At 59.1% G+C, this 18225-nt stretch carries 21 protein-coding genes; 19 read left to right on the top strand and 2 right to left on the bottom strand.

What is annotated here, in order from left to right; all coding sequences use genetic code 11:
* Window positions 1-65: 65 nt before the first annotated feature.
* On the top strand, window positions 66-332 hold the full coding sequence (gene rpsT, locus VJ673_RS08345; RefSeq protein WP_324125610.1) for a 30S ribosomal protein S20: 267 nt from the start codon (window positions 66-68) through the stop codon (window positions 330-332).
* A gap of 119 nt (window positions 333-451) precedes the next feature.
* On the opposite strand, the gene VJ673_RS08340 is transcribed toward rpsT, so the two are convergent.
* Window positions 452-736, bottom strand: a complete 285-nt coding sequence (locus tag VJ673_RS08340) for a DUF3579 domain-containing protein (RefSeq protein ID WP_324125609.1) — start codon at window positions 734-736, stop codon at window positions 452-454.
* 361 nt (window positions 737-1097) lie between these two features.
* Here VJ673_RS08340 and VJ673_RS08335 point away from each other — a divergent pair, with 361 nt between their 5' ends.
* The 13 genes from VJ673_RS08335 (at window position 1098) to VJ673_RS08275 (ending at window position 11999) form a co-directional block, all read left to right on the top strand.
* A complete protein-coding gene (locus tag VJ673_RS08335) occupies window positions 1098-2270 on the top strand; it encodes an aspartate aminotransferase family protein (RefSeq protein WP_324125608.1) in 1173 nt (390 codons plus the stop codon).
* 10 nt (window positions 2271-2280) lie between these two features.
* Window positions 2281-3204: an ornithine carbamoyltransferase gene (argF, locus tag VJ673_RS08330; protein WP_324125607.1), complete on the top strand. Its 924-nt coding sequence runs from the start codon at window positions 2281-2283 to the stop codon at window positions 3202-3204.
* A gap of 73 nt (window positions 3205-3277) precedes the next feature.
* Entirely contained in the window at window positions 3278-4507 is a 1230-nt protein-coding gene (locus VJ673_RS08325) for an argininosuccinate synthase (protein ID WP_324125606.1), read from the top strand.
* Window positions 4508-4518: 11 nt separating this feature from the next.
* A complete protein-coding gene (locus tag VJ673_RS08320; protein WP_324125605.1) occupies window positions 4519-4749 on the top strand; it encodes a DUF2788 domain-containing protein in 231 nt (76 codons plus the stop codon).
* A gap of 14 nt (window positions 4750-4763) precedes the next feature.
* Window positions 4764-5087, top strand: coding sequence for a pyrimidine/purine nucleoside phosphorylase (gene ppnP / locus VJ673_RS08315; RefSeq protein WP_324125604.1), 324 nt, complete (start codon window positions 4764-4766; stop codon window positions 5085-5087).
* A gap of 12 nt (window positions 5088-5099) precedes the next feature.
* Window positions 5100-5585 carry a YajQ family cyclic di-GMP-binding protein gene (locus VJ673_RS08310; RefSeq protein WP_324125603.1) on the top strand — a complete coding sequence of 162 codons (486 nt, stop codon included), beginning with the start codon at window positions 5100-5102 and terminating at the stop codon, window positions 5583-5585.
* A gap of 18 nt (window positions 5586-5603) precedes the next feature.
* Complete coding sequence (locus VJ673_RS08305; RefSeq protein ID WP_324125602.1) at window positions 5604-5801, top strand: YjfB family protein; 198 nt, start codon at window positions 5604-5606, stop codon at window positions 5799-5801.
* Between the two features lie 323 nt (window positions 5802-6124).
* Window positions 6125-6682 (top strand): GspH/FimT family pseudopilin, encoded by a 558-nt coding sequence (locus VJ673_RS08300; RefSeq protein ID WP_324125601.1) that lies wholly within the window; start codon window positions 6125-6127, stop codon window positions 6680-6682.
* Window positions 6676-7452 (top strand): prepilin-type N-terminal cleavage/methylation domain-containing protein, encoded by a 777-nt coding sequence (locus tag VJ673_RS08295; protein ID WP_324125600.1) that lies wholly within the window; start codon window positions 6676-6678, stop codon window positions 7450-7452. Before VJ673_RS08300 ends, VJ673_RS08295 begins: the two co-directional genes overlap by 7 nt.
* Before the next feature lie 15 nt (window positions 7453-7467).
* Window positions 7468-8667: a PilX N-terminal domain-containing pilus assembly protein gene (locus tag VJ673_RS08290; RefSeq protein ID WP_324125599.1), complete on the top strand. Its 1200-nt coding sequence runs from the start codon at window positions 7468-7470 to the stop codon at window positions 8665-8667.
* A 33-nt stretch (window positions 8668-8700) separates the two neighbouring features.
* Entirely contained in the window at window positions 8701-10431 is a 1731-nt protein-coding gene (locus tag VJ673_RS08285) for a type IV pilus modification PilV family protein (RefSeq protein WP_324125598.1), read from the top strand.
* A gap of 27 nt (window positions 10432-10458) precedes the next feature.
* Window positions 10459-10896 (top strand): type IV pilin protein, encoded by a 438-nt coding sequence (locus tag VJ673_RS08280; RefSeq protein ID WP_324125597.1) that lies wholly within the window; start codon window positions 10459-10461, stop codon window positions 10894-10896.
* A 68-nt stretch (window positions 10897-10964) separates the two neighbouring features.
* Entirely contained in the window at window positions 10965-11999 is a 1035-nt protein-coding gene (locus VJ673_RS08275) for a sensor histidine kinase (RefSeq protein WP_324125596.1), read from the top strand.
* 5 nt (window positions 12000-12004) lie between these two features.
* On the opposite strand, the gene VJ673_RS08270 is transcribed toward VJ673_RS08275, so the two are convergent.
* Entirely contained in the window at window positions 12005-12559 is a 555-nt protein-coding gene (locus tag VJ673_RS08270) for a GspH/FimT family pseudopilin (RefSeq protein ID WP_324125595.1), read from the bottom strand.
* Between the two features lie 151 nt (window positions 12560-12710).
* Between VJ673_RS08270 and VJ673_RS08265 the strand changes: the two genes are divergently transcribed.
* The 5 genes from VJ673_RS08265 (at window position 12711) to ccoS (ending at window position 17789) form a co-directional block, all read left to right on the top strand.
* Complete coding sequence (locus VJ673_RS08265) at window positions 12711-13400, top strand: retropepsin-like aspartic protease family protein (RefSeq protein WP_324125594.1); 690 nt, start codon at window positions 12711-12713, stop codon at window positions 13398-13400.
* Window positions 13401-13409: 9 nt separating this feature from the next.
* The gene (locus VJ673_RS08260) at window positions 13410-14015 is read left to right on the top strand and encodes a CoA pyrophosphatase (RefSeq protein ID WP_324125593.1); all 606 of its coding nucleotides are present in this window, start codon (window positions 13410-13412) and stop codon (window positions 14013-14015) included.
* A 159-nt stretch (window positions 14016-14174) separates the two neighbouring features.
* A complete protein-coding gene (locus VJ673_RS08255) occupies window positions 14175-14942 on the top strand; it encodes a 3-hydroxyacyl-CoA dehydrogenase (protein WP_324125592.1) in 768 nt (255 codons plus the stop codon).
* A 149-nt stretch (window positions 14943-15091) separates the two neighbouring features.
* Window positions 15092-17575 (top strand): heavy metal translocating P-type ATPase, encoded by a 2484-nt coding sequence (locus VJ673_RS08250; RefSeq protein ID WP_324125591.1) that lies wholly within the window; start codon window positions 15092-15094, stop codon window positions 17573-17575.
* A 7-nt stretch (window positions 17576-17582) separates the two neighbouring features.
* Window positions 17583-17789: a cbb3-type cytochrome oxidase assembly protein CcoS gene (gene ccoS / locus VJ673_RS08245; RefSeq protein WP_324125590.1), complete on the top strand. Its 207-nt coding sequence runs from the start codon at window positions 17583-17585 to the stop codon at window positions 17787-17789.
* The last annotated feature ends 436 nt before the right edge of the window (window positions 17790-18225 follow it).

Here is an 18225-nt window from a genome sequence, read left to right as displayed (position 1 = left end):
TGCGCATGACGATGCAAAGCGGTACACTCGCGCGCTCTCTAGAACCAATCAACGGAAGAACACATATGGCCAATTCGGCACAAGCCCGCAAGCGCGCCCGTCAGGCGGTCGTGGCTCGCGCTCACAACGGCAGCCTTCGTTCCCGTCTGCGTACCGCGATCAAGGCTGTGCGAAAGGCTATCTCGGGTGGCGACAAGGTCGCAGCTCAGTCCGTTTTTCGTACCTCGATGAGCACCATCGATAGCGTTGCAGACAAGAAGATCATCCACAAGAACAAGGCTGCTCGCCATAAGAGCCGCCTGTCGGCTGCGGTCAAGGCGATGGCTGCCTGATCTGCCGGCTTCCGGTGGTAAGTTAAAACGGCGACCTAGGTCGCCGTTTTGTTTTTTCGATGTCGGAAAACTTATTGTCCGGTGATTGCGGCCCGTGGTAGGGCCGCCAGTCGCGACGATCAGACGTCGTCGATCGGCTCCATCTTCAGGTTGTTGTCGTTCGCGAAATTGATCAGGAATTTGTATGCGAGCGGTTCGATGTCGTAGAGGCGCGCATCGACGACAACCGTCTTCTCCCCCTTCAATGTGCAGCCCGGGCGCACATACGGCGAATACATCATCCGGTGATCCGAGCCGAATGCGGACATGATGCCGCACAGTCTGTCGGCCCAGTCGCTGGGACGAAAGGTCTTTCCTTCTCGCGTGACCCCGATGATGACGAAGCTTTCGATCAATTGGCTCATATGTCGCGAACTGCAAGCTGCGGGGGATGTTTCCGGGGTACGGCGCCTTTCGGTGGGTGTGTCTTAATTCTTCTTATGAGGGCGTCGCACAAAGCGGGCTGAATTCTAGCAGAAAAGCCCTACCGGATTTCAGCATGCGGTCGACTATTCCGGAATGCGGGTGTGCGTGGGGTCGAGCGTTTGTTGCGGGCGCCGATTGCGTGATGCCGTTTGCCGTCTCCCGGAGGGCCCTGCCTGTTTCATGCAAGTGGGGCTGCAGCCTATACAATCCGGGCGCTTTCGCTTAACATCGTTCCCTCAATCCTCCACGGCGGCGCCTGCCGCCGTGTGCATTTTGGCTTCATCCTGATCGGGGTCTCCCATGTCGCATCTCATGAATACCTACGCCAGACTGCCGGTGGCCTTCACGCACGGCGAGGGCGTCTGGCTCTTCGATGAGACGGGCAAGCGCTATCTCGATGCCCTTTCGGGCATTGCCGTGTCGACGCTCGGGCACAATCATCCGCGCCTGGTGCGCGCGATCGCCCAGCAGGCCGCCAGCGTGCTCCATACATCGAATCTCTATCGCATCCCTCTGCAGGAAGAGCTCTCCGACCGCATTGCCGCCTTGTCGGGGATGGATGAAGTGTTCTTCTGCAACTCGGGTTGCGAAGCGAATGAGGCTGCGATCAAGCTTGCGCGCTTTTACGGCCACAAGATCGGCGTCGAACAGCCTGCCGTCATCGTGATGGAAAACGCCTTCCACGGACGCACGCTCGCGACCCTGTCGGCGACCGGTAACCGCAAGACGCAGGCCGGCTTCGAGCCCCTCGTCTCCGGTTTCCTGCGCGTGCCATACAAGGACATCGGCGCCATCCGCGCCATCGGGGAGCACAACCACAACGTCGTCGCGGTGATGCTCGAAATGGTTCAGGGCGAAGGCGGCATCAACATTGCCGACGACCAGTTCCAGCGCGAACTTCGTGCGACCTGCGACGAGCGCGGCTGGCTGATGATCTGCGACGAGGTGCAGTGCGGTATCGGTCGCACCGGGCAATGGTTCGGCTTCCAGCAGGCCGGCGTCAAACCCGACATCATGACGCTTGCCAAGGGACTGGGTTCCGGCGTGCCGATCGGCGCTTGCGTGACTACCGGCCGTGCCGCCGGCCTCTTCGGTCCGGGTAATCACGGCTCGACCTTCGGCGGCAATCCGCTTGCGTGTGCTGCGGGCCTCGCAACCCTCTCGGCGATTGAAGAGGAAGGCCTGATGGCCAACGCCGTCCGCATCGGCGATGCGATTTGCAATGGCATGCGCGAAGCACTCGCAGGCGTTTCCGGCGTGGTCGATATCCGCGGCCGGGGCCTGATGATCGGCATCGAGCTCGACCGTCCCTGCGGCGAACTCGTGCGTCAGGCGCTCGACGCCGGCCTGCTGATCAACGTCACTGCGGAGCGTGTGATCCGGCTGCTGCCCGCACTGACCTTCGGCGAGCAGGACGCGGCTGCGCTCGTCTCGCTGCTGGCTCCGCTGGTGCGCAAGCACCTGGGCCAATAAGGAGCGCCCGATGAATGCCCCCAGGCATTACCTGCAATTCAAGGATTTCACGCGCGACGAATACCAGCACATCTTCGAGCGCACGCGCTGGATCAAGGATAAGTACAAGCGCTACGAGCCCTACCATCCGCTGTTCGACCGCACGCTGGTGATGATCTTCGAGAAAGCCAGCACCCGGACGCGCCTGTCTTTCGAGGCGGGGATCCAGCAGCTCGGCGGCTCGGCGATCTACCTCAATACGCGGGATTCCCAACTCGGCCGTGGCGAGCCTGTCGAGGACGCTGCCCAAGTAATCTCGCGCATGAGCGACGTCGTGATGATCCGCACCTTCGAGCAGGACATCATCGAGCGCTTCGCGGCGCACTCGCGTGTGCCGGTGATCAACGGCCTTACCAACGAATATCACCCCTGCCAGATCCTGGCCGACATCTACACCTTCATCGAGCACCGCGGCTCGATTCAGGGCAAGACCGTCGCTTGGGTCGGCGACTCCAACAACATGTGCAACACCTGGCTGCAGGCGGCCGAGTTGCTCGACTTCAACGTGCACGTCTCCACGCCTCCGGGCTACGAGATCGAGCCGGAAGTTGCGGGCCTGTATGGCACCGATCACTTCCAGCAGTTCGCCGATCCGATCGAGGCTTGTCGGGATGCCGATCTCGTGACCACCGACGTGTGGACGTCGATGGGCTTCGAGGCGGAAAACGAAGCGCGGATGAAGGCTTTCGCGGACTGGTGCGTCGATGCCGAAATGATGGCCGCGGCACGTCCCGAAGCCCTCTTCATGCATTGCCTACCCGCGCACCGCGGCGAGGAGGTTACCGCCGAAGTCATCGACGGACCGCAGTCGGTCGTCTGGGACGAAGCGGAGAACCGGCTGCACGCGCAGAAGGCTTTGATGGAATACCTGGTGCTCGGCAAGGTCGAAGACTGATCGAGCCAGCATTGCGAACCCGGCCGCGCATTCCCGGTGGCCACAAGCTGAAATCGGAAGAACGGAAATCCAAATGAGCGATGTCAATAAAGTAGTGCTCGCCTACTCCGGCGGCCTCGATACCTCGGTCATCCTGAAGTGGCTGCAGGACACTTACCAGTGCGAAGTGGTCACCTTCACGGCCGACCTCGGCCAGGGCGAAGAGCTCGAACCGGCCCGCCAAAAGGCGCTGAAGTTCGGCATCAAGCCTGAAAACATCTTCATCGACGACCTGCGCGAAGAGTTCGTCCGCGATTTCGTCTTCCCGATGTTCCGCTGCAATACCGTCTACGAAGGCGAGTACCTGCTCGGCACCTCGATCGCCCGTCCGCTGATCGCCAAGCGCCAGATCGAGATCGCGCGCGCCACCGGCGCCGATGCCGTGTCTCACGGTGCGACCGGCAAGGGCAACGATCAGGTTCGCTTCGAACTCGGCTACTACGCACTGATGCCGGGTGTGAAGGTCATCGCCCCGTGGCGCGAGTGGGACCTGCTGTCGCGCGAGAAGCTCCTCGCCTACGCCGAGAAACACGGCATTCCCATCGAAATGAAGCACAAGCAGGGCGGCTCGCCGTACTCGATGGACGCCAACCTGCTGCACATCTCCTTCGAAGGCCGTCACCTCGAAAACCCGGCTGCGGAGGCCGAAGAGTCGATGTGGCGCTGGACGGTGTCCCCCGAAGCTGCGCCTGACGCGGCCGAATACGTCGACCTCGAGTTCGAGAAGGGCGATCTCGTCGCCATCAACGGCAAGCGCATGAAGGCGCACGAGTTGCTCGGCGAGCTGAACAAGCTCGGCGGCAAGCACGGTATCGGCCGTCTCGACCTTGTCGAGAACCGCTATGTCGGCATGAAGAGCCGTGGCTGCTACGAAACGCCGGGAGGCACGATCCTGCTGCGCGCCCACCGCGCGATCGAATCGATCACCCTCGACCGCGAAGTCGCCCACCTCAAGGACGACCTCCTCGCCCGCTACGCGAGCCTGATCTACAACGGTTACTGGTGGAGCCCCGAGCGCCAGGCGATGCAGGCCCTGATCGACCACACGCAGCAGACCGTCAATGGCTGGGTGCGCCTCAAGCTCTACAAGGGCAACGTCATCGTCACCGGCCGCGATTCGAAGACCGATTCGCTGTTCGACCCGACGATCGCGACCTTCGAAGACGACCAGGGCGCGTACAACCAGAAGGACGCCCACGGCTTCATCCGTCTCAACGCGTTGCGCATGCGCATCGCAGCGAATGCACGTAACAAGCGCAGCTAAGAGGTTGCTGGATGGAAGGTGACCCGATCATTTTCGGGCTGACAGTAGCGGAATTCGAGGATTGGTCGCTCAAGATCCTCATTTCCGCACTGATCGTGTACATGCTGTTCATCATCGGCAACTTGGCGAAACAGTCCAAGGCGGGGCGCTACGGCACGATCTGGCTGTTCGTCGCGCTCGGGCTCGGATTCGTGGGCTTCATCGCCAAGAGCTTCATCCAGAAATTCATGGGTATCGAATAAGGAAGAGCCTTCTCATGAGCGTTACTGAACAGTTCGACGGCGTGGCCGTCGCCACCAAGGCCAATGTCTACTTCGACGGCAAGTGCGTCAGTCACACCATCACCTTGGCGGACGGCACCCGCAAGTCCGTCGGCGTGATCCTGCCGGCGTCACTGACCTTCAACACCGGCGCGCCCGAAATCATGGAAGGCGTCGCCGGCTCGTGCCGTATCCGGTTGAAGGGCGAGACCGAATGGAAGACCTGGGGGGCAGGCCAGTCCTTCAACGTTCCTGGTAATTCCAGCTTCGACATCGAAGTCACCGGCGAGCCCTATCACTACGTCTGCCACTTCGGCTGACCGGAGCCAGCGATGCCATCGTTCGACATAATGTCCGAAGTCGACCTGCCGTCGCTGCGCAACGCCGTTGACGTCGCCAACCGCAAGATCACGGGCCGTTACGACTTCAAAGGGAGCGATGCGCGGGTTGAGCAGACTGAAAAGCTGCTCACCTTGCACGGCGACAGCGAGTTCCAGTTGGAGCAGGTGACTGCGATCCTGCTGCCCGAGATGACCGCGAAGAAGATCGACGTCCGTTGTCTCGAATACGGCGATGTTCAAAAGGTCGGCGGCAACAAGGTCAAGCAGGAACTGAAGGTACGTGTAGGCGTCGAACAGGAACTCGCCAAGAAGATCGTTCGCATCCTCAAGGACAGCAAACTCAAGGTCCAGGCCGCGATCCAGGGCGATGCCGTCCGCGTCTCCGGCGCCAAGCGTGATGTGCTGCAAGACGCCATCGCGCTGGTCAAGAAGAGTATCGACGACTTCCCGCTCCAATACGGCAACTTCCGCGACTAGCGGGATTAAGGAGGCAGCATGGACATCACCGCTATCGCATCCGCTGCCTCCGCAAATGCTTCGACACAGCTGCAGAGCCAGGCATCCCTACTGGTCCTGAAGAAGGCCATGGAGATGCAGCAAACCCAGGCTGCATTGCTGCTGCAGGCGCTCCCGCAGCCTGCAAGACCCACTCCTGGCGCAGTCGTCGGCGGCACGATCGATACATTCGCCTGACGATGGTCTGATTCCAATCGGCCGGTGCGCAAGGCAACTCGCTGTCACCATTGATCCTGTTGCAAGACATCAGCCGACATCGCGGGAACCTCGACGGCGTAATTTCCGTTGCCAGCCGAATGCCGCTCGTCCGCGCTGCGTCGCCTTTCGACTGAAACACGTTCACGACTATTACCGATCCGCGTAGGGTTTGGGCTGTACTCATGATCCGCGCTTGCCTACCAGATAGGGAACGGGTTGCACGATGAGTACGCTTCTGCCACACCGATGAGCGTTTTTGCGCCAAATGATGTTCGAAGCTCCTACGACTACCGGAAGAACCCATGAGTAACCTGCGCGCAAGAGGCGGCTTTACGCTCGTCGAGCTCATTGTGACGATGGCTATTCTGGGAATCATCCTTGCCATGGCAGTGCCGAACCTGCAAACGTTCATCGACAAGAATCGTGTGGTCGGAGCCGCCGAAGCGGTTTATGGCCAACTGCAACTGGCACGTACCGAGGCGATCAAGCAATCGGCGAACATGGTCGCTGTCTTTACGCCGACAGCCCCGTGGTGCTCCGGCTTCAGTCGTGATACCGGTACGGTCTGCGACTGCACTCAGGCAGTGGGCGGTGCGAATGCCTGCACGATTCTCGGCGACGGTCAAACTGCGGTACTTCAGGTGGTAAATGCATCTTCCTTTTCCGGTGTAACGATGCTGACCGGAGGTCCGGCAAGCATCGCCTTCAATGGCGTTCGAGGTACCGCCGGAGTGGGCGGCACCGTCATTCTGCAGTCCGCGTTGGGCAAGCAGATGGGGGTGACGATTAACGTGCTCGGAGGTGTACATGTCTGTTCGCCGACCGGTTCGGGCTCAGTGGGGGGGTATCCGGCATGCTGAACGCCAATCGCCAGGGCGGCTTGTCGCTCGTCGAGTTGATGGTCGGACTGACAGTAGGGCTGATCGTGATCGCTGGAGCAACGGCGATATACGTCACCAATGTTCGCGGCCAGACCAACGCCTTGCGTGCGGCCAAATTGAACCAGGAATTACGCGCGACCATCAATCTGATGGTGGCGGACATACGACGCGCGGGCTATTGGCGAGGTTCGATTACGGGAGCAGGGACCACAGCGGCGCTTCCCCATCCTTATAGCGGAACCCAAACGAGTCTCTCTGTGCTGACGAATGGCACATGCATCATGTATGCGTATGACGCTGATGCGGACGGGGTGAATGGTGTCGAGGCGGGTGAGGTCTTTGCTTATCGTTTGAACGGAAACGCCGTCGAAATGATAGATCCCGGAAATGCCCTTGCGGTGACTTCAGATTGCAGCGGGACCGGGTGGCCAGCGCTGACGAGTTCAACTACGGTAGTCATCGATGCTTTGACTTTTTCGACGACCGGTTCGCAATGTTTCGATGCAACGAAAGACCTTTCATGGAAATTGACTGCGGCAGGTGCGACCGCAAATCCGTGTAGTGCCGCTGCGGCAGATGTAACAATGAATGCAGGTGCATACGTGGCACCCGCAACGGGAGACATTGTTTCTGAAGTCCGCCAGGTCACGATATCGATCCGGGGACATCATCAAAACGATTCCTCGGTCGCCAGTACGATCACTGAAACCGTACACATTCCGAATGACCGCCTGTATGTCGTTCCGTGAGCAAGAGGTGACGTTATGCGTATAGAAAACCGAAGCCTGGAGCGACAAGGCGGCGCAGCCACTCTGCTGGTGACGATGGTGTTGCTGGTCGCGGCGACTCTCATGGTGTTGTACACATCACGTGCTCTTGTTGGCGAGCAGCGAATGTCTGCCAACGAAATGCGTGCCAATCAAGCTTTCGAGGCGGCCCAAGGGGGCCTCGAGCTGAGCATCGAACGAGTCAATGCAAACAAGACCTTCAATGCAGCAAGCGTGAATGGAGTTTGGAGTTCCTCCAATTCGAGTTACACGGTGGCGTATTGCAGTACCGGAACCTTCCCGGCCGCACAGCAATGTGCCGACCGGAGTTCAGGAGGTATTACTCCGGCTTGTACAGCGCCGGGTGCAGGCGACGCGACAGCTTGGGTGGTTGCATGTGGATGGAGTGATGACAATTCCGCACGTAAGCGCATCGTCAGTTTTGTCGCCCAATCGCAGCCGGTACCGGGAACAATCGCCAACCCGCTAACATCGCACGGCGCGGTCACATTCAGCGGTAACTCGACCGTTGTAAATTATTTCAACAATTTGACTGTTTGGACTGGGAATACTCTCGCCAATACAGGCAACACAGGGAAGACGGTGATCCGGCGCCCCACGAGTACGGCTGGTGCGCTAACATCAAACCAGGTTGACACGGAGGTGGGAAACGGCAATCAGGTCTGTAATACCAATCAGGCCCCCGATTTGATCTGTACAACGAGTACTGGCGTCTTTGGGCCGGACGTGATCCAGAGTGACAGCTCTCTGGCTGGATTGACGGCGGATCAATTCTTCGAGAATTTTCTCGGCTTGCCGCCAACGCTCTATAAGGCGACTGAAGCGAAGGAGGTCGTGGCGGGAGCAAATGCAGGCACGATCACTGACGGTGGTAAAGTCTATTGGGTTGACGGCAATGCGACAATCAGCCAAGACATCGGATCTTTGGAGCATCCCGTCGTGATTGTCGTCGATGGGGATCTGACGCTGTCCGGGAACTCCACGATTTTCGGCATCGTTTTCGTCAAAGGTAATCTCGCAACGTCGGGCGGCCCGAAGATTCGTGGGGCTTTGCTTGCGACAGGTGATGTGAACTCGGCTGGTGCACTCAATGTCATTTACGATCCCGAGGCTATTCGCAATACGAAAACACTCGGGACGTATGCCTCCGCACCGGGTGCTTGGCGGGATTTCTGAGCCTCAAAGGCTCGTCTAGCGGGTAAAGCAGCCATGATCGGCACAAGACTTCGAAATCAAATCGGCATGGTGCTAATCGAGGCCATGGTGGCATTGGTGGTGTTGGCCGCCGGGGTTCTCGGTATCGCAAAGCTCAGCGCCTACTTGATGGATATAAATGGCCAGGCAAAGGCCCGAACCCAGGCGGTACAATTGGCCGAAACAAAGTTGGCCGAGTTGCGATCGTTGATGGTGAAGGAGCAGTTTACTGCAATTACTGCGCTTGCCCAGAACAGTGCGGAAACGCTTTATGGTTACTCCGGTAACAACGTCCAGTCCACACAATTCCGTCGGTGGTGGACCGTCGCCAATAGTGGGACGGAAGGCCGCGCGGTCGAAGTCTTTGTGTCTTGGACCGATCGGACCAATGCGGCCCAGCAGGTAGTGGTGCGAAGTGTCGTCAGTTGGGACGATCCCGCTTCAGCCGTTGCCGTCGTGAAGGGAACGTCCGGAGCCGGCAGCTACGTCAGCAGCCCGACAGGACGGGCCAAACTTGGGGGTGATGGGCCAATAACAATTCCACCTGGCTCGACACCTGGCAGCGATGGACTCTACAAGCTGCAAGGTGATGACGGACACTGGCGCCTTGCTGATGCGAGTGGAAACGTCTTGCTGACGGCGACAACGGCCGGTGAAGAATTGAGCCAGATCGAGGGTAATGTATATATCGACCAGGCGAACTTGAGATCATTGGGAAATGCTACGGTATATGTCGTCATTTCAGACGCTTCATTCTGCTCGATGACGCCTGCGAAGAATCAGGCTCTCGCCAATTTTGACTCCGGAACGGTTTACAAATATTTCAGCTACATCTGCTATGTCGGTGCGAACTGGTATGGCAATATCGGCGTGGTTCGAACCGATAACGCGAATACGAATGACCGCGTCTGTGTCGGGGATCCGACAGTTACTGCCATCTCTTATAGTACCAAGACGGACAACCGCCATCCCGCGTTGAGCACGATCAGGATGTACCGCGGGTATTCCGGAACGTCGCCGACTTATCAATCCACGGGCATCGGTGTTCAAGCGGGGGCTTATACGGGGGCACGATATAACGGCCACGACTTCTTGCTGACTCGTATCTCTGGTCAGCCTGCCGATGCTGATTGCAGCGCAAAGCTGCAACTTTATGACAACGCCGCGCCGTATCAGCCTTTTGGAACATGTGCCACAGGAGGTGGATGTCCAAATGAATCATACGATGCGACCGTTCATACGCCGGCGACGGAGACGGCATATTTGTATGGCGGAAACACCGTAGTCCTGGGAAATCCTGGCAAGTTCTTCTGCTTTACCGCAAGCTGCCCTGAAAGTGTGAGCCTTGAGCCTCCGACCCCGATCACCATCAATATTACGGGTACGGTTGCCCAGAGGCCGACAAACGGTCAGACTCCGACCATACTATCGATGGTGACGAACAGCGGTACTTGCACTCCGCCGACATTTTCGGGTAATGGGGCAACGAGCAATAATTACAGCTGTGCGTTTACTGGAGTTGGTTTCACCGGTGGAACCTGGACCGGTTCGATTACCGTTACCGTTGACTCCGGGCAGTATATTTGCAGTACCGATGTGACCGGCACGGCGAGCCCGCTTCCCGCCGCTCCGACGAGTCCGGTCCAGAATAGCTATACATTCGAATTTACAAATCAGTCGGTTAATGCCGGAAATAGCACGCTGAATTTCAAGATCGGCAAGACTGCTGCCGATTGTTCTACCTAGGATGCGTGTTGGTCTACTGGGGTATTCATGAAGAACTTTTACACGCGAGCTGGGCTCGGGCCACGTAATTCGTCAAGACGATCTGGTTTTACACTGATTGAATTGATCATCGTTGTGGTAATAGTCGCAATTCTTGCCGCAATCGCCGTGCCGGCGTACCAGCAATACGTACGGAAGGCCAGGCGTTCAGATGCGAAGGAGGCGTTGTTGCGGGTCCAGATCGAGCAGGAAAAGTGGCGGACCAATCACACCCTCTATACCCAGAATCTCACTGACCTGGGTCTGACCACTGCAACATCACAAGGGTATTACACGATAGGTATCACCGCAGGGTCTGCAACTGCGACGGCATTTACGGCGACGGCGACCGGAACAGGGACGCAAGCAAGCGATACGGGCTGTACGACAATGACGTTGCTGGTTTCAGGCGGAGCTGAGACCAAGAGCCCCACAAGCTGTTGGTGAAATGGGTTGACGATTGGTCGAAGCGGTTCCGTACGTTCGCGTGATTCGGCTGCTTGCGGAGATGCCTGATGAGTCACGAAGGTGATCAGGCGATTGCTTCGATCCCAGATTTCCGTAATCTCGGCGTCGTTTTTCGTGCTGTAGTAATTTCCGAACTGGCGAGTCTGAGCGCTTTGGCAGCTTATTCGCCCGAAGGACTGTTGGCGTCACTGCAAATGCCCCCATCGGGGCCGTTGTTTGAAATCTCGCTGCTGCTGGTATTGATGACTCTGTTCGTGTCGGCGCCGGCGATTTCGAGACTTAGGTATCGTCCGGCTACGTTGCTGGTTTTGCTTATTGCGGCGACGGTTTCAGGAGCGGTGGAGGTCGTTCTGGGTTGGTGGCTGGAAGACCGGTCACTCGCCCGGGTAATCAGGAGCGCACTTCTCGCGGCGCTTCTTACCGGGATGATTCTGGTTTATTTCGACTGGCGCCAGAGAATTCTTTCTCCGGCGCTGGCAGAGGCCCGGTTGTTGGCATTGCAGGCCAGGATCAGACCTCATTTTCTTTTCAATAGTATCAATACCGCTGCGTCGTTAATTCGCGAAGATCCTCGCTTGGCTGAACGAGTGCTACTGGATCTATGCGATCTGTTTCGTGCGGCGCTTTCTGAAAGACGCCTACTTGTTCCTTTCAGGGACGAGATCTCGCTCGCCCGTGCCTACATAGAAGTCGAACAACTTCGTCTGGGTGAACGGCTGCAGGTGCGATGGGACTGCGAGGATGTTTCCGAAGACGCGTTCGTCCCCTTTCTGCTCTTGCAGCCGCTGTTGGAAAATGCCATCCACCATGGAATTGAGCGTTGCTCCGAGCAAGGAGTCGTGACAGTGAGGGTTCATGAACGGGCTGGCTTCCTTATCATGGAGATACGGAACACTCTTCCTCCATTGGACGCGGGGGTTCCACGCGGTAATCGGATTGCCGTCGACAACATTCGAGAACGTCTCGCGTTGCTTTTCGATGCCGAAGCGCAATTTCTGACGGAGGCCGAGCAGGGGGTGTTTGTGGTCAGGATCGGATTTCCGACGGCGCGCTCACGAAATGCGTACGCTGCATCTGTGTAGTTCGGTCAGCAGACAGGAAAACCAGGAATATGGGCTGAGCCGGTAGGGGAGCACGAGCGTACTCGCCCAATCGGCGCGACAATTACGTGTATCTCCTTCCCCGAGGAACCGGCGATGTTGACGGTGACGTTGCTGCCGTGGGCTGTAGCGCGTAAGGGTTCGAATTTGGTGAATGCACGGTCCGCATGGGCCGTGACTCCCGGATATTCCAGATGGTCGATGATCTTTCGGATGCGCACGTCGCCGATCGGAAGGGAGCATGACTCAGACGCGTCCAGGTCCGCGACGTTGGGATCGCATGAGCTTGAGTCGCGCAGTCCAACTGCCCAGTTCACGGAGCCGTTCATAGAATAGCTCACCACCATTGGCCGCATCTGCGACACGCTTTCGGAGCGTGCCGTCTGCAGAATCGTCTCAATAGCCTCCGCCGCGCCAGTCACCCGTCTGGCGTCCATCAGATTTTGCATTGTCGGTTGTGCCACGGCGATCAGTACGCCGAGGATCGACACGACGATGAGAGTCTCTGTCAGAGTGAAGCCTTTCGACTGGCGGAGAGTCATGTCTTTCGCTGGCGATATTTTGATTATGAAAATGACATTCTATGGTTGTGTTAGAGAAATGACAAAGAAATCATTGCCCCTCTGTGTGGACGGTGTGCCCGTGTGACGGTAATCTGTGGGGGCCTTAGGGTTGGGGGGCTTGCCGGGAAGCATGACGATGCATAGCTGTAAAGAGAGGATCGGGGACTCGTTGCGGTCTTGGCACAGTTTCCTTCTGTGGCTAATCCTCACTCTGCCGGCCGCGGGCCTGCATGCGGCCGAGGTTGAACTCGCCGGGGTGCTGGGAAACAGGGCGGTGTTAGTGGTAGACGGGGGAACACCACAGACCCTTTCCGTTGGTGAGCGGACTCGGGACGGGGTGCGGTTGATTGACGTTTCAGGAACCTACGCTGTCATCGAGGTCGATGGAAAGCGTCAAAAGGTGACCCTGGGCGGAGCGCCGCTTCGTGCTGGAGGGGAGTCGTCGTCCGGTGACGGCACAGCGAGCCTCTATGCCGACATTAAGGGCCATCATTTCGCTCGGGGCAGCATCAACGGCGCTCCTGTAAGGTTCTTGGTTGATACCGGAGCCAGCATGGTGTCGATCGGCATGGCCGACGCGAGACGGGCCGGTATCGACTACGGGCGCGGTGAAGCCGTAGTCACGGAGACGGCCAGCGGGCCAGCAAAGGTCTGGCGGGTAAAGCTCGACACCGTTCGTCTGGGTGGCATCACGCTGCATGGAGTGGATGGACTTGTTCATCAAAACGATCTTCCGTTCGTGCTCTTAGGCATGAGTTTTCTCAGTCGCATGGACATGCAGCGCGAAGGCGAACGCCTTGTGCTCCGTAAACGGTTTTGAGGAGGTCGCGTGGCTGAGCGGGCCGATGGTGCAAGACGAGATGCGAGTTGGCTTCGGCGGCGTTTTCTAGATGACCCGGAAATCGATCCGGTGCAGGAGGATGGCGTCGAGCAGACAGGGCTGCGCGCCGCTGCTGTTCTCGTGCCGCTTGTGGCACGATCCGACGACGTCATGGTTCTTCTGACTCGTCGCACCGACCATCTTCGTCACCATCCCGGTCAGATCAGTTTCCCCGGCGGGCGCGTCGAAAAGACGGACGTCTCCGCGGTGATGACCGCGCTGCGCGAAACCGAAGAGGAAATCGGACTCTCTCAGGACAAGGTCGAATTGCTCGGTGAGTTGCCGGAGTACGTCACGGGCACTGGTTTCCGCATCACGCCCGTGGTCGGTCTTGTCCACCCACCGTTTGAACTGAGGCTGGATGCGTTCGAGGTGGCCGAGGCGTTCGAAGTCCCGCTTTCGTACTTCCTGGATCCGGCAAACCATCAACGACATAGCCGGGAGTATCAGGGGCGGATGCGGCAGTACTACGCCATGCCTTATGCCGGCCATTTCATTTGGGGGGCGACGGCCGGCATGTTGGTGTCGCTTTACCGTTATCTCAATCACACGTAAACGAGGAAGGCGCGAGGCATGAGTGGATTGGGTTGCCGCGCGAAGCCGCCGACCGGGTTGCCGCGCGAAGCCGCCGACCGGTAGTTGACGTTGACGTAAACTGCCGCTAATTTCCGTCCCGTACGGCCGCACATGGACGGTATCGACGGAGAGTTCTGAATGAAGATCGAAAACAGCGTATTTGTGGTGACGGGTGGCGGATCCGGGCTGGGTGCTGCAACGGCGCGAATGCTCGTGAGCGGTGGCGCGAAGGTCGTTTTGGCGGACGTCAACCGGGAGGCGGGCGAAGCGCTTGCCGCGGAACTCGGCTCGGCGGCGGCGTTCGCTGCCACCGACGTTACGAACGAAGAAAGCGCAAAGGCGGCAATTGACCGCGCGGTGTCTGGTTTCGGGGGGCTGAACGGCCTCGTCAACTGCGCCGGGATTGCTCCCGCCGAGAAGGTGGTTGGCCGCGAAGCTCCCCATCGACTCGAGTCGTTTGCGCGGACCGTAGGCGTTAACCTGATCGGCAGCTTCAACATGCTGCGCCTCGCGGCCGACGTAATGACGAAGGCGGCGCCGAACGAGGAGGGTGAGCGCGGCGTGATCGTCAATACGGCGTCGGTCGCTGCTTACGATGGGCAGATCGGCCAGGCGGCCTACGCGGCGTCGAAGGCTGGTATCGTCGGCCTGACCTTGCCTGTTGCGCGAGAGATGGCGCGCTTCGGCGTTCGTGTGATGACGATCGCGCCGGGAATCATGGAGACCCCGATGCTGATGGGCATGCCCCAAGAGGTTCAGGATTCGCTCGGGAAGACCGTGCCTTTCCCGTCCCGTATGGGCCGTCCGGCCGAATACGCCGCGTTGGTGCGCCATATCGTCGAAAATGCCTATCTCAACGGCGAGACGATCCGACTGGATGGCGCTATCCGCATGACTGCAAAGTAGGCTGAAGGCTTCTTCATTTGTGCCTTTCGGACGGGGTGCGATCGCGAGGGTCGTGCCCCGTTTCCGTTTCGTCCTGACCATGCTGCGCCGCAGTAGGCGGGGTCGGGGAAGTGTGTTAAAAGTGCGCTTTCGCCGGTGCTGCTGCCTGAATGACTTCTTCTCCCGCCGTCACCAATCCCGCTCCCGATTCCGGTGAGGAGTGTTATCACTGTGGCCTGCCGGTTCCCCCACAGTCGGATCATCACGTTTCGATCGACGGCGCCGAGCGCCGCATGTGCTGTGCGGGGTGCGAAGGTGTTGCCCGCGCGATTGTCGGAAATGGTCTCGTCGACTATTACCGTCATCGGGATGCGATGGCCGAGCCCCAGAAGGAAGCTCTGCCGGAGGCTCTGCAGGAACTCGGTCTGTTCGATCATCCGGATTTCCAGAAGGGCTTCGTCCAGCCGATCGGCGAGAACGAGCGCGAGGCGTCCCTGATCCTCGAAGGGATCACGTGCGCCGCGTGCGTCTGGCTCAACGAGCAGCATGTGGCTCGCCAGCCGGGGGTGTCGCTGGTCGAAATCAACTATGCGACACGTCGTGCTCGTGTCCGCTGGGACGAGCGGCAGATCAAGCTGTCGGGCATTCTTGCGGCCATCCAGGCGATCGGATATCGGGCCTATCCGTACGACGCCGAGCGGTCAGAGCAAATCGCGCACCGGGAGCGTCGTTCGATGCTGTGGCGGCTATTTGTCGCCGGTTTCGGGATGATGCAGGTGATGATGTACGCGGTGCCCGCCTATCTTGCTCGCGAGGGCGAGATGACTCCCGGCATCGAAGCGTTGATGCGTTGGTCGAGCCTGCTGCTGACCTTGCCTGTCGTGCTGTATTCCGCTGCGCCGTTCTTCCAACGGGCCTTGCGCGACATCCGTCTGCGTCATCTCGGGATGGACGTGCCGGTTGCCTTGGGGGTCGGGAGTGCTTTTGGCGCAAGCGCCTGGGCGACATTGACCGGCTCGGGCGAAGTGTATTTCGATTCGGTCACCATGTTCGTGTTCTTCCTGCTGTGCGGCCGATATCTGGAAATGGTCGCGAGGCAGAAGGCCGTGCGCGGCGTCGAGGAATTGGGGAAGGTACTGCCCGCTTTCGTCGAACGCCTGCATGCATGGCCGCAGTTGGAAAGCGAGCGTGTTCCGGCGTCGCAGGTGGTACCTGGGGACGTGCTCAGGGTACGGCCCGGGGAGGTCGTGCCGGCAGATGGCGTTGTGATCGATGGGCGCAGTGAGGCGAACGAGGCGCTGCTGACCGGCGAAAGCCTTCCTGTCGCAAAGGTGCCCGGAAGTCCCGTCACGGGCGGGAGCATCAACGTGTCGAGCCCGCTGGCGATTCGCGTCGAGCAGGTCGGGGATTCGACGCGGCTTGCCGCGATTCGACGCCTGATGGAGCGCGCGGCCGGTGAAAAGCCGCGGATGGCGCAGCAGTCCGACCGCTTTGCGGGGACCTTCATCGTTGTTCTGCTCGTGCTCGCTGGCGCCACAGGGATCGCCTGGCACTTCATCGATCCGGGGCGTGCTCTCTGGGTCTTCGTTTCGGTACTGGTCGTGGCCTGTCCATGCGCGCTTTCACTTGCGACGCCGACGGCCTTGACCGTCGCTACGGATGTGATGGCTCGCAGAGGGGTATTGGTTACGCGGGGGCACGCCATCGAAACACTGGCGCGTGCCAACCACTTCGTCTTCGACAAGACCGGCACGCTCACCCAGGGGAAGATGCTCCTGCAAGAGATTCGGCCGCTTGCCGGAACGCCGAACGACGAATTGCTGGCGCTTGCTGCTGCGCTCGAGCAAGGTTCCGAGCATCCGGTAGCCGCGGGTCTGATGCGGGCCGCGCAGGGACTGCCTCTGCCCGAGGTGGAATCGATTGTCGCTGAGACCGGTTTCGGCATCGAGGGGCGTCTAAACGGGAAGCGACGTTGGATCGGGCGGCCGGATCTCGTCGCCGAAAAACTCGGGCAGACCGTTCCGTCCGAGTTGGCGGAGCTTGAGCAGCGCGGCGGCTCAATCGTTTCGCTTGCGAACGAGGATGGGTGGCTCGCGCTTTTCCGCCTCGACGATCAGCCCCGTGACGAGGCAGCCAGTCTTATCGCCAAGCTCGCCGAGGACAAGATTCCGGCAACGCTGCTCAGCGGGGACACGCCGTCGGTAGCGGCCACGGTAGCGCGGCAACTCGGCCTTGCCGACGCAGTCGGCGGCATGAGTCCTCAGGACAAGCGCGATCATATCGCCGCCCTGCAACAGCGCCCCGAGTTGGTGGTTGCGATGGTCGGCGACGGCGTTAACGATGCGCCGGTATTGGCCCAGGCGCACGTTTCAATTGCGATGGGAGGCGGGACGGAGTTGGCGCGCAACCAGGGTGACATCGTGCTCCTCAACGAGAGTCTGGCTGCGCTCGGCGACGGTATCGGTCTCGCGCGCCGTACCCTGCGCATCATTCACCAGAATTTGTGGTGGTCCTTTGCCTACAACTTCACGTCGGTCCCATTGGCGATGGCTGGTCTGATCACCCCGTGGATGGCGGGGATCGGAATGGCGGGCAGCTCGCTGCTCGTGGTTCTCAACGCGTTGCGGCTGCAGCGCGTGCCTTCCCGGAGCTGATTACGCCATGGAAAGCCTGTACATACTCGTTCCCCTGTCGGTGCTGCTGGTGTTCGTGATCGGGGTGATCTTCTGGTGGGCTCTGCGTTCGGGACAATATGACGATCTGGAGGGGCCTGCGTACAGGGTCTTGATGGATGATCGCGACATGCCCGAGCCTCCGCATGAAAAGGAAGATGGGTCAAAAGAGTGTCCAGAACGCAAACAACTGTGACGTGTCACTGATCGGGAGTCTTCATTCTCTGCTCAAGCAACTCCTTTGATTTTCGTCAAAGTGCCCGATATCGGGGAGCGGCATACTTCGAACAAGTTTTCACGGTTGGCGTCCGAAGGTTGTCGGACGATGACCTTCGAGTAGGAATTTTTGTCTCTCTGTTGGGGTTGGGGGTGCGCTAGATGCGCACCCTTTTTTTTTATATGTGCTTTTCGAGTATGATCCAGTAATTATTTATCCATATTTTTTGAGTGGGTATTTTCACCCACTGTCGCAGTGCAATACAATAGCGGTCGATGTCACGAGGTGTGACCGGCAGGCTGGCGGACACGTAGCTGCGCCTCGTGCAAGAGTTTCTTCATCTCAAGGGGAGTTTCATGCAATCGCAGGCGACTTATAACTACAAAGTCGTGCGCCAGTTCTCCATCATGACTGT

It is taken from the genome of Aromatoleum sp., from assembly GCF_035254505.1.
Taxonomy (GTDB): domain Bacteria; phylum Pseudomonadota; class Gammaproteobacteria; order Burkholderiales; family Rhodocyclaceae; genus Aromatoleum.
The sequence above is the reverse complement of the archived record's forward strand: the minus strand, read 5'-3'. Positions and strand labels throughout refer to the sequence as shown.

What these genes read in the sequence shown, in the direction of transcription:
- rpsT (WP_324125610.1), top strand. Translation starts at nt 66, where the DNA reads ATGGCCAATTCGGCACAAGCCCGCAAGCGCGCCCGTCAGGCGGTCGTG.
- VJ673_RS08340 (WP_324125609.1), bottom strand. Translation starts at nt 736, where the DNA reads ATGAGCCAATTGATCGAAAGCTTCGTCATCATCGGGGTCACGCGAGAA.
- VJ673_RS08335 (WP_324125608.1), top strand. Translation starts at nt 1,098, where the DNA reads ATGTCGCATCTCATGAATACCTACGCCAGACTGCCGGTGGCCTTCACG.
- argF (WP_324125607.1), top strand. Translation starts at nt 2,281, where the DNA reads ATGAATGCCCCCAGGCATTACCTGCAATTCAAGGATTTCACGCGCGAC.
- VJ673_RS08325 (WP_324125606.1), top strand. Translation starts at nt 3,278, where the DNA reads ATGAGCGATGTCAATAAAGTAGTGCTCGCCTACTCCGGCGGCCTCGAT.
- VJ673_RS08320 (WP_324125605.1), top strand. Translation starts at nt 4,519, where the DNA reads ATGGAAGGTGACCCGATCATTTTCGGGCTGACAGTAGCGGAATTCGAG.
- ppnP (WP_324125604.1), top strand. Translation starts at nt 4,764, where the DNA reads ATGAGCGTTACTGAACAGTTCGACGGCGTGGCCGTCGCCACCAAGGCC.
- VJ673_RS08310 (WP_324125603.1), top strand. Translation starts at nt 5,100, where the DNA reads ATGCCATCGTTCGACATAATGTCCGAAGTCGACCTGCCGTCGCTGCGC.
- VJ673_RS08305 (WP_324125602.1), top strand. Translation starts at nt 5,604, where the DNA reads ATGGACATCACCGCTATCGCATCCGCTGCCTCCGCAAATGCTTCGACA.
- VJ673_RS08300 (WP_324125601.1), top strand. Translation starts at nt 6,125, where the DNA reads ATGAGTAACCTGCGCGCAAGAGGCGGCTTTACGCTCGTCGAGCTCATT.
- VJ673_RS08295 (WP_324125600.1), top strand. Translation starts at nt 6,676, where the DNA reads ATGCTGAACGCCAATCGCCAGGGCGGCTTGTCGCTCGTCGAGTTGATG.
- VJ673_RS08290 (WP_324125599.1), top strand. Translation starts at nt 7,468, where the DNA reads ATGCGTATAGAAAACCGAAGCCTGGAGCGACAAGGCGGCGCAGCCACT.
- VJ673_RS08285 (WP_324125598.1), top strand. Translation starts at nt 8,701, where the DNA reads ATGATCGGCACAAGACTTCGAAATCAAATCGGCATGGTGCTAATCGAG.
- VJ673_RS08280 (WP_324125597.1), top strand. Translation starts at nt 10,459, where the DNA reads ATGAAGAACTTTTACACGCGAGCTGGGCTCGGGCCACGTAATTCGTCA.
- VJ673_RS08275 (WP_324125596.1), top strand. Translation starts at nt 10,965, where the DNA reads ATGAGTCACGAAGGTGATCAGGCGATTGCTTCGATCCCAGATTTCCGT.
- VJ673_RS08270 (WP_324125595.1), bottom strand. Translation starts at nt 12,559, where the DNA reads ATGACTCTCCGCCAGTCGAAAGGCTTCACTCTGACAGAGACTCTCATC.
- VJ673_RS08265 (WP_324125594.1), top strand. Translation starts at nt 12,711, where the DNA reads ATGACGATGCATAGCTGTAAAGAGAGGATCGGGGACTCGTTGCGGTCT.
- VJ673_RS08255 (WP_324125592.1), top strand. Translation starts at nt 14,175, where the DNA reads ATGAAGATCGAAAACAGCGTATTTGTGGTGACGGGTGGCGGATCCGGG.
- VJ673_RS08250 (WP_324125591.1), top strand. Translation starts at nt 15,092, where the DNA reads ATGACTTCTTCTCCCGCCGTCACCAATCCCGCTCCCGATTCCGGTGAG.
- ccoS (WP_324125590.1), top strand. Translation starts at nt 17,583, where the DNA reads ATGGAAAGCCTGTACATACTCGTTCCCCTGTCGGTGCTGCTGGTGTTC.